The sequence below is a fragment of the Paenibacillus kobensis NBRC 15729 genome (assembly GCF_004000825.1).
Lineage (GTDB): Bacteria > Bacillota > Bacilli > Paenibacillales > Paenibacillaceae > Paenibacillus_T > Paenibacillus_T kobensis.
In genome coordinates this window covers 90,077-101,847 of record NZ_BILZ01000016.1, presented here as the reverse complement: position 1 = coordinate 101,847, position 11,771 = coordinate 90,077, and the positions used below count along the sequence as shown (strand labels likewise).

Annotated in this window: 1 protein-coding gene; it reads right to left on the bottom strand. The window is 53.5% G+C overall.

Annotation, left to right across the window (positions count from 1 at the left end):
• On the bottom strand, positions 1 to 11,577 hold an 11,577-nt coding region (locus tag PKO01S_RS12065), incomplete at its 3' end, for a non-ribosomal peptide synthetase (protein WP_127531596.1).
• Positions 11,578 to 11,771: the final 194 nt, after the last annotated feature.

Below are 11,771 nucleotides of genomic sequence, written 5' to 3'. Positions count from 1 at the left end.
CTTGCCCCGCGTATAGCCCGACAGCAAGCTTTGCCAATATTCGGCTGTCGTCTGGTCGGTCAGCTTGTACGCATTAAGCGCCACATATTCCTTATAGGATGTACGGAGCGCAGGCAGCTCAAGGGAAGAAGACGGTACAACTTCACCCTGATCGGCGATCCGATTGTACAGCTCCATGAACTCCTGCTGGAATACCGCTACACTCCATCCATCTAATGCAGCGTGGTGGAAGGACAGAAGGATGACTGCCTCATCCTCGCCGATTCGGAATATACGCAGCCTCCACAGCAATCGGTCGTCCGTTAAATATTTGTCCGCCAGATCTTGTTGACGCGAGTGATCGATATGCCGTTTCTGCTGTCCGACTGGCAGATGCCGGATGTCTTCTATTGTAAGGTCGGGCTCTGGCTCGCTATAGACGAGCTGAACCGGCTCGGCAAATTGTGCCGTATCGAAGACCGTTCGAAGGATATCGTGTCTAGCGGTAAGCAGGCGGGTTACTTGCTGAATCGCTTCAGCGTTAAACGGCGATATTGCCGCTGTAAAGAAGAACTGGTCATGATAGATCGGTTCATGCGGCTTCAGCTTCGAATAATAAACCATGCTCGCTTGGATTTTGCTCAGCGGATAATAATCCGTTGCTCCATGCTGCAAGTATGGCTGCAAGGCCGGCTCCTTGCGAATTTGTTCCTGGAATTGTCCGACCAGCGCCAGCCCCCGCTCTAATTGCTCGTTCGAGAGGCTGGAACCATTGCGATTCATATAATCGGCGAATTCACGAATCGTCTGATAGGTATACAGTTCCTTGAGGTCTATCTGTGCGCCGAATTCCTGATGAATCCGGTTGGCCACTTGGATCAGCTTGATCGAATCTCCGCCGATCTGAAAGAATGGGTCATCGATTCCGATCTGGCCCCTTCCAAGCACTTCGCCCCATATGTCCGCAAGCTTCCATTCCTGCGGAGTCTCGGGCTGGGCATACGGAGCGGCTCCCCCTTGCGATAGATCGGGAACCGGCAGTGCACGCCTGTCAAGCTTGCCGCTCGGTGTAAGCGGCAGGCGCTCCATGCTTACGAAGCATGCAGGGATCATGTACGACGGCAGGCTGTGGGCCAAATGCATCCGGTAGTCATAGGCCGGTATCTCTTGCTGCGCGACAACATAGGCCGCAAGGTAGCTTGATCCGGACTCATCGGTCCGGTCAATCACAGCCGCTTCCCGCACATGCTCATGCTGAAGAAGTCTTTCCTCAATCTCGCCCAGTTCGATCCGGTTGCCGCGTATTTTGACCTGGTGGTCTATCCGGCCCAAATACTCTATATTCCCGTCCGTCAGCCAACGGGCAATATCTCCGCTTCGGTACATCCGTTCACCTGGCTGCATAGGGTTCGCAACGAACTTCTCTTCTGTCAACTCTAGTCGTCCTAGATATCCTCTGGCCAGCCCCGCACCTGCAATGCACAGCTCGCCTGGAATCCCGTCGGGAAGAGGGCGAAGATGTCGGTCTACCACATACAGACGGATATTGTCGATCGGTCTCCCGATTGGAATTCGGTCAAGTCCCGGCCTGCAGTCGAACGAGGTAACGTCTACCGTCGCTTCCGTTGGCCCGTATAAATTCACAAGCTGAGCACCTTGATTGCCCAAATGATTATAGAACCGTTCCACCAGTCCTTTAGGCAGCGCCTGGCCGCTGGCAAAGACTTGTCTTAAGCTGCTTAAGCTCAGGCCTGCTTGCGGATGGGAATCGAGGTATTCCAAGAAAGCGCCAAGCATCGGCGGCACGAAGTGCATGGTTGTGACGCGATGGTCCGCAATCGCAGCGGCGATCTGAGCCGGATCTTTCTCTCCGCCCGGCTCCAGCAGACATACGCCTGCCCCGTACCAAGACCACCAAAACAACTCCCATACCGACACATCGAAGCTGATCGGCGTTTTCTGAAGAATGATATCCCCTTCGGAGAGGCGGTAGTTCTTCTGCATCCAATTCAGCCGGTTGATGACCGAATGATGCTCGATCATGACGCCTTTCGGCTGGCCGGTCGAGCCAGAGGTATAGATCACATAAGCGAGATCCCCCGGTCCGCTAAGCGCCTCCGGATTGTGATCAGGTTGATCTTGAAAGTAATCCGCCCTAAGGTCCACAACTTCCCCATTGAACCATTCCGTCCCGTCCGCGTTAGAGAGCAGCACCTCCGTACCGCTATCCTCCAGCATGTAGCGAATCCGTTCCAAGGGATAAGCCGGATCTAGAGGCAAATATGCGCCGCCCGCCTTCAGAATGCCGAAGATGCCCGTCATCATATCCACCGAGCGCTCGGTCAGAATCCCGACGACTGAATCCGCGCGTACACCGCAGCTTCTCAGCCTATGAGCCACCTTGTTCGCCCGCGCATTCAACTCCGCATAGGTCAGCCGAACTCCCCCGCAGATGACAGCCAGCGCATCCGGCGTCCGTTCCGTTTGCTTCTCGAACAACTTATGAACGGTCATCGTTGCGGGGTAGACGGCGTCTGTTCGATTAAACAGCTCCAGCACGGTATGCTTTTCCTGACTCGTCATGATGCTAATATCCTTGAGCGACATATCCGGCTCCCGGACCGCCGTATGAATCAGCTCAAGGAAGCGGTCTGCCATCCGCTCAATCGTTTCGCGCTTGAACAGCCCTGCGGCGTATGTCAGGCTCCCTTGCAGCCCGTTCGCATCCTCGGTCAACGTCAGCGTCAAATCAACCTTCACTGCGCCCGTATCCGCCTCCACCGTCTGGATGTTAAGCCCTTCGGCGGATAACGAAACCGATTTCGTATTCTGAAGCACGAACATGATATCGAACAAGGGACTGCGGGTTAAGTCTCGTGGAATCTCCAGGTTTTCTACCAGCTCCTCGAACGGATATGCCTGGTGTTCGAACGCTTCCAGCGTCCGCTCCCCCACTTCGGTCAGGAATTCCCGGAAAGTCTTGCTCTCCTCCGGGAAGTTGCGCAGTGCCAGCGTGTTGATGAAGATGCCGATGAGCGACTCCGCATCCGGATGCTCCCGACCCGCTACTGGACTGCCCACGACGATATCCTGTTCTCCCGAATACTTCGAGAGCAGTACATTGAAAGCGGCCAGCAAGGTCATGAACAGAGTGACGTTCATTTGCCGCGCTAGCGTACTGATCTCATCCGTCAATATCCGGTTGACTCGGAAGCTCACGCTGCCTCCTTGGAAACTCTGCACATTGGGCCTCGGAAAATCTGTCGGCAGCTCCAGAAGAGGAATCCCGTCACGGAAGACCGTCATCCAGTAGTTTCGATGCGGCTCCAGCGCTTGCCGATAAGGCGCACTCTCCTGCCATGCCGAATAATCCTTATATTGAATAGGGAGGGCGGCAAGCTCTTGGCCTTGATACAGTGCAGCAAACTCTTGCGCCAGCAGGTGAAGCGATACTCCGTCCGAGATAATGTGATGCATATCGAACAGAAGAAGCTGGCGTCCAGGCTCCATGGTGAACAGACCTGCCCGAAGAAGCGGAGCCTGCGATAAGTCGAACGGCCGGATAAACCGCTGCAGCACCGTCATTTCTTCCTCTCCCGGTGCATGAATAGGCTCAATTAGGAATGGCAGTTCTTCCTCGATCTGCTGCACGATCGTGCCGTTCTTCATCAAGAATGCCGTCCGCAGAGCTTCATGACGAAGCAGGATCTTACGCAGAGCTTCATTGGCTTTCTCAAGATCGAAAGTGCCCTCTATTCTCAGCCCCCCGGGCATGTTGTAGCTCAATTCGCCGCTTGCGAGCTGACAAGCGAGATAAATCCGCTTCTGGGCAGAGGAAACCGGGTAACCGTCACGACAAACATCAGCACGAGGAATAGGTATGAAAGCTCCAGGTGTTCTTGATTCTAAGATCACTGCCATTCCTTCAAGTGTTGGATGCTGGAATATTTCTTGGATGGACAGCTCAATTTGCATTTCTTTGCTGACCATTCCTGCTAGGCTCGCAGCCGACAAGGAATGGCCGCCGATATGGAAGAATTGATCGTCCGTACTGACTTGTTGCAGGTTCAAAATACGCTTCCAGATTTCAGCCAACTTCCGTTCGGTTTCACTGCGCGGCGCCTTATACGTCTTCTCTCGCAGCGTCTCGCGATCTGGATGAGGAAGCGCCTTGCGGTCGACTTTGCCGTTAACCGTCAACGGCATACGCTCCAGCTGTATGAAGAATGACGGAATCATATAGGAGGGAAGCTTCTCGCCGAGCGTTCTTCTGAGAAGGTCCGGTGCAAGCTCGCGCCCCGCCGCAACATAGGCGCACAGATATTTGCCCCCCTCCTTGTCATCCAGTGCCAGCACGACCGCTTCGGTAACAGAATGGATATCGAGGAGGCGTGACTCTACTTCCCCAAGCTCAATCCGATAGCCTCTGATTTTCACTTGATGGTCCATGCGGCCCAGATATTCCAATGTGCCGTCAGGAAGCCGCCTTGCCAAATCTCCCGTGCGATAGATCTTCTCCCCGTTCTTAATCGGATGCGGAACGAATTTCTCATTCGTCAGCTCGGGACGATTCACATACCCGCGCGCAAGCCCGGCACCGCCAATGCACAGCTCTCCAGACGCACCTTCGGGAAGCGGACGGCCGTTACGGTCCAAAATGTAGATAGAGGTATTGGCAATAGGCTTGCCGATCGTAGGCACATTCGGAATGAACGCTTCTCCGCCCCGCATGACCAGAGCTGTCACCACATGTGCCTCCGACGGGCCGTAGTGATTGTGGAGGGTGACTCCTCTCTCTTGCAGATAAGACCGCAGGAGCGGATGGATGACCAACTGTTCACCAGCCACGACCAGATGTTTCATGCTGCTACGAGACAGACGTTCCAGAAGACGTTTCTCCGAAGCGATGAACTTGAGGTACGCTGTCGGCAGGAATACGATGTCTGCCTTGCTCGATACAATCTCGTTTATGAGCGCTTTAGGGTGTCTCTTCAGCTCTTCAGGGATGACATGCAGTTCAGCCCCGCCTAGCAGCGCGGTGAAAATTTCTTGATAACTGACATCAAAGCTCATCGATGCGAACTGAAGCACCTTCGACCTCCCCTCTTCGAGGGGAATAGCGTCCCTTTGCCATTGCAGCAGGTTAAGAAGCGTCCGATGCTCCAGCAGCACACCCTTGGGTACCCCGGTCGATCCGGAGGTGAAAATGACATACATGGCATCTGATGCCATACCCTTCACCAGCAAATTTGTACTTTGTATATCGGCTGATGCTCTTTCTGCCTCCTCGGCAAGTAGCATTGCAGCCTCGCCTAATACGGCCCCATCCACAGGGGTATCCGAAACGACCAGCACAGGGCGGCTGTCATCCAGCATGTGGCGAATCCGATCGGCCGGGTTCTCCGGATCTATAGGCATAATCGCCCCGCCCGCTTTTAATACTGCAAGCACATATTGGATATAACGCGCAGACCGGTGCATCATCAAGCCGACGATTCCGTCTGTGCTGACGCCTTGCTGCACCAGCACACGAGCGAGCTGGTTCGAACGCTCGTTCAATTCTCGGTAAGTCATGATTATCCCGTCTGCTACAACCGCGACCGCATCCGGAGTCCGCTCCGATTGCTTCTCGAACATGCCGTGCACCGTTTGACCGTCGTTCGGATCGCTTGCGCTGAGATAGATGCTCGCCTGCTGACGGATGAACTCTTGTTCGGATATCAGTTCTAGTTCGCTTACACTCATCTCCGGGCGGAGGGCCATTTGATTGAGTACATGAAGAAGACTCTCGGATATCCCAGCTATTACAGCTGGATCATAGACATGACTGTTGTATAGAAAACGCAGTCTTAAGCTTTCACCGGCAAGAGCAATGAGATTCAGATCATAATTGGTCTGCTCATGAACGGAGATGTCACGGCATACCAAGTCCGCTGCCCTCTGCTCTCCTAGCTGCCCAATATTGTCCGCTAACGGGTAATTCTCGAACACCAAGACATGGTCGATCAGCCCTTGACCTTGTGTTACTTGGGCTTGGATCTCGTACAGAGGATAATAATCATAAGCGTGCGAATCGACTGCCTGGTCTTGGACTCTGCGCATCACGGTCGACACGCGCTCTCCGTTTTCACAGGCAACACGCACCGGTATCGCATTAATGCACAGGCCGATCATCTTCTCTATCTCCGGTATTTCTGTGGTACGTCCGGATACGATACTGCCGAATACGACATCATCAGATCCGTTATACTTCTGCAGGACCATCGCCCAAGCGGTCTGCAGAACGGTATTTAGCGTTACACCGTATTGCTTGGCGATAGCACCGATTTGATTGGTCAGGTTCGTGCCGATATCAGACTCCAATACTCCGGCAGCATATCCGCTGCGGCGGTCTCCTTCCAGACGCTGCGGCAGCGAGGAGATTCCTTCGTACCCCTGAAGATAAGAGCCCCAATACGCCGCAGCTGCTTCAGCATCCTCTCCCGACAACCAGGACAGATAACCTCGGTAAGGAACTGCCGCATGCAGTTCCGGCTGGCCTCCCTTACGGAAGGCGGAATAGTGCATGAATACTTCCTGAATCAGGAGGGGAAGACACCATCCGTCCAGCACGATATGATGATGGCTCCAGACCACCTGATATTCCGTATCCCTCTTACGTAGAACGGATACCCGCATCAGAGGATCGGCGGCCAGATCGAATCCTTTGCTCCGATCGATAACGACGAACTCGTCTCCATACTGTTCTCGCTTCTCTCTCTCCAGCTCCCGGATATCTTCATAGTGGAAAAGGATCTCTCTTTCCTGGTATACGATCTGAATCGGTTCCTCTCTTCCTAGTATGAGGAAATTCGTTCTGAGCGCATCATGACGCCTCATCGCCGCATTCCAGCTTGCGCGGAACAGCTCGATATTCAGCGCTCCATGTACGGTCATACTAATCTGCTGCAAGAAAGCTTCCGGCTGGTAATTAACCAGCGAATGGAACAGCATCCCTTTCTGCATCGGAGTCAAAGGGTATACATTCTCAAGCCCGCCCGTGTTGCCGCCGTGCCGTTCCATCAGCTCATCCAATTCATCGATAGATATGTTCTTCGCCACAATGTCGCTCGGCGTCAATTCTGGTTGTTCTTTAGCCGAACAGTGCTGAAGCACCTCACTTAGCGCACGTCGCAGTTCTGCAGCCAGCTTGTTCATCGTCACACGGTGATACTGCTTAGAGCTGTAGCCGATCTCCATCGTCAAGCGGCCGCCTTTTATCGCTCCGTTCATATCGAGCACATATTTCCGCACGGCTCGGCCGTCAACCATGCTGCCTCCCGCGTATGAGGAGAGCTTGAGCTGCATGGCGTTGTTCTGCAGATCCTGATCGAACTGACCCAAGTAGTTGAACGAAATTTCAGGCCGCGCTTGGAGCCTCCACTCCCCATCATCCGCAGCGAGATACCGGAGAATCCCGTATCCAATCCCCTTATCGGGAATAGCGCGGAGCTGTTCTTTCAGCTTCTTGATCCGCTGCGCGAGCGATAGGTCCGGTTGTTCCAGCAGCACCACTGGATATATGCTCGTAAACCAGCCAACTGTCCTAGAAAAGTCGGCATCCGGGAAAATCCCCTCTCTTCCATGCCCCTCCAGATCGATTCGGATTCCGCTCCGCCCGCTCCAAGCGCTGACTGCCATGCCTAATGCCGTAAGCAGCAAATCGTTTACTTCTGTGTTATAAGCCCGATGAGCATTCTTCAGCAGAAGCTCTGTCTCTTCTAGCGTCCAAGCGATCTCCACCACTTCCGTATCGCATGCAAACGGAGCGGTTTCATCCCTATCCTTAGGAAGCTCGAACACTTCCGTTCGCTCGATCTCCAGCCAGTAAGGAAGCTCCTTGCGCATGGATTCGGTGTCTGCATAGGCGTCAAGCAGATTCGCCCACTTGCGGAAGGAATCCGTCTTCAGCGGGAAAACCGGTTCCTCGCCTTGAAGCGCTTGTCCATAAGCCTGGCTCAGATCCTCCAGCAAGATGCGCCAAGAATATCCGTCCACCGCCAAATGGTGAATAACGATGAGCAGATGATCTCCGTCTGGACATTGGAAGAGTGCCAGCTTCATCAGCGGGCCGTTCTCCAGATCGATGCTTGCTTGGAGCTGGGAAGCTCGCTCCTGAATCATATCTCCGACGACACCTGATTCCTGGCAGTCGAACACTTCGAGAGTGTAGTGCTCCCCCTCATCCGTTCCGCGGTTCCAAAGCCTCCAGCCCGATTCCCCTTTCTTCAGTACCATTCTTAGCGCATCATGATGCGCGGTAAGCTTGTGCAGCGCCTGGCGCAGCACGCGTGTATCAAACCTTTCTTGACGGTATAAGAAGACGCTCTGGTTAAAATGTCGAAGCGGCTCGGCAGCCCCTTCCATGAATTTGGCGATCACAGGTGTCGGTATTACCTCGCCGACAGACTGTCTCTGATCAGCTGCTCTCGCCATTGGCTTCAGCCTGCGGCTCATCTGCTCGAGTGAAGGATAAGCAAAGGCATCTCTCATCTCCAGCTTGTATCCAGCCTGAACCAGCTTAGAGATCACTTGGAGAATCTTAATGGAATCTCCGCCCAATTCGAAAAAGTGATCCTGTACGCCGATATTGGGATTCCCCAGCACCGAGGAACAGATGGAGACGAGAACTTTCTCCTCCGGCGTCCGGGGAGCTATATTCGCAGATGCACCTGGCAGTATTGTTTCCGGCTCCGGGAGCGCCTTACGGTGCAGCTTACCATTCGGACTGAGCGGCATGGCCTGGAGCTGGATCAAGTGGGCAGGCACCATATAGCCCGGAAGCCGGTCAGCTAGAGAGCCCCGGACATCGCTTGAGGCGAGCTCCCTTGCCGCAACGTAATAACCACAGAGCTGCTTATGCCCCGCATGGTCATCTCTTACAATGACGGCAGCTTCGAGAATATCCGGAACCTGCAGCAGCTGAGCTTCGACTTCCCCCAGCTCGATCCGGTAACCGCGGACCTTGACCTGGCTGTCTATCCGGCCCAGATATTCGATATTCCCGTCCGGCAGCCATCTTGCCAGATCTCCGGTTCTATACATCCGTTCTCCCTCTTCGAAGGGATTGTTCACGAACTTCATCTCCGTGAGCTCCGGCCGGTTCAGATAGCCTCGTGCGAGTGCTGCACCGGCAATGCAGAGCTCGCCGGGAACGCCGATCGGCTGCAGCCGCAGCTGTTCTCCGACAATATACAGCCTCGTGTTATCGATTGGCTTGCCAATCGGAACGAGTTCGAGCCCCGGGGCGCAGTCGTAATAGGTTACATCTACCGTTGCTTCTGTCGGGCCGTATAAATTGACTAGCGATGCTCTTGAGTCACAGGCTTCCGTGAATCGGTAAAACCGGTCCACCTGCCCCTTATGCAGCGCTTCTCCGCTTGTAAATACCCGTCTCACACTGGAGAGATCGGCATGGTTCGCTCCGCTCTCCGCAGCCTCCAGCCAGGCATTGAGCATAGAGGGAACGAAGTGAAGAACGGTTACGCGCTGCGAAGCAATAGTTTGCATCAGCACGTCAGGATCCTTTTCCCCGCCGGGCTCCAATAGACATACGCTTGCACCGTATAAGGACCACCAGAAGAGCTCCCATACCGATACATCGAAGCTAAGCGGTGTTTTTTGCAAAAGGACGTCCCCAGCCTGAATAGAATACCGGCTTTGCATCCACGCCAAGCGGTTGACCACGGCATGATGCTCGATCATTACGCCTTTCGGCTGTCCCGTGGAGCCTGAGGTGTAGATGATATAGGCTAGGTCCATCGGACCACATCCGGGCTCCGGATTATCGGATGGCAGTTCGTCGTCCCCTTCGACACGCAGCGGAAGCACCTTCCCTGCCATATCTGCACGAGACCGGAGTTCCTCCTCACAGATGAGCAGCTGTGCCCCGCTATCCGCCAGCATATACGAGATCCGCTCCTGCGGATATTCGGGATCGATTGGCAGGTAAGCGGCGCCGGCCTTCAGGATGCCATAAATACCGGACAGCATATCAAGCGAACGGGTCGCCATGATCGCCACCACATGGCCCGCACGAACACCTTCGGCGCTGAGCCTATGGGCCAGCCGGTTTGCTCGGGCATTTAGTTCCCGGTAATTAAGCTTCTGGTCTTGATAAACGGCGGCAATGGCATCCGGCGACATGTCCACCTGCTCTTCAAACAGGGACACAAGGGTCCGTTCGTAAGGATAGGGTTTGAAGGTCTGGTTAAATTCGTCCATGAGCTGCCGCTCTTGCGGAGTGACAATCTCGATATCCTGAAGCTTGAGTTCTTCGGGCTTCAGCACCTGGCCGATGATATGCTGCATCCTCTCATGAATCATCCGAATGTCCTGTTCCGTGAACAGATCCGTCTTGTAATCGTAGCTGACGATGATTCGCTGCTCGTGACGTTCCGCAATCGTTAAGGTGAGGGATTCCTCTTGGCTGCCGGAATGGTGCCAGTTCGTGACGATTGGCGTACCGTTAAGCGACGGAATGAATCTGTAATTAAGAAAATTGAGGCTGTAGTCGTATAGTCGCGTTAGTTCGGGATTCATCTTTTTGAGTGCGGGAACTAGCAGGTTGTAGGGGTATTTCTGGTTATAATAGCAGCGTTTGAGCTGGGCATTAACGAATGAGAACAGCTCGCTCACAAGCTGATCCGGACTGCTGTTCAGCCGGACGGGCATCGTGCTGGTGCACATGCCGAACAGATTACGTTCCTCCCGGCTCGACCGGTTAAATACCGGTGTTCCCAAGGTGAGGTCTCTGCACTGCTCCACCTGGCTTAGGTACATATAAAAGACGGTCATGAAGAAGGCAGGAACCGTAAGGCCTCTCTCTTGCACAAAGGTTCTGATACAGGCATCCTGCTGCTCATCCAGAACAAAAAACAATCTTGATGCAGCTGTTGTGACAGACGGCTTCGGAAGGCGGTCGGGAAGCGACTGGAACGTATCCAACCAGAACTGTTCATTCCGTTCGAATCGTTTGGAGCCCAGATACTCTTGTTCGTTCTCGATATAACGAAGATAACTGACAGGAACGGATTGGTTCTCCTCAAGCTCCATGCTGTTGCTGTCTTCCTGCTTCATGACCTTTATGTATTCTTTCCAGACGTAATCGATGAATAAGGTACTGGACCAACCGTCTGCGATGAGGTGGTGAAATTTCGCGATGAATCCTCTTCTCTCTCCGAGCTCAAAGAGATAGATTCGATACAACTCGCAGCCTATCGGGTCGCCTTTGAAAAATTCCTCCTGCGACAGGAGCTCGTCCAACCCGCACTGCGCATCCAGTTTCACGTATTCGATTATGGGGGAACCGGAATCGTTTTCGATGTATTGGTTGACTTGGCCCTGATCCGTTGTCGTCAAGCGAATCCGAAATGCGTCCTGATGGTTCATAAACCGGCGAATGACCGCTTCCAGCGTTCGAAAGTCGATCGCTTGTTCGGTTTCACTGCTGACAACAATGTGATTCAAGTCCGATTGGGGATACATCATTTCGGTATGCCAGATTCTGCTTTGCGGATGCGTGAGGGGAAACAGAGGCTTTTGTTCCTTACGGGTCATTTATGAATTCCACTCCCTTGAATGTTCTTTATCTCATTCCGACCTTCCGATTATTATTTCACAGCAATAACAGCTACTCTCCTAAAGTCACAACAATTTCGATCCTCTCCTGCCATTCAGATCCCCGAGGGATGATTCCTTACGGTTCATTATCTTAAATAATAAATATTGGTATGTAAACCTATAAAATACTC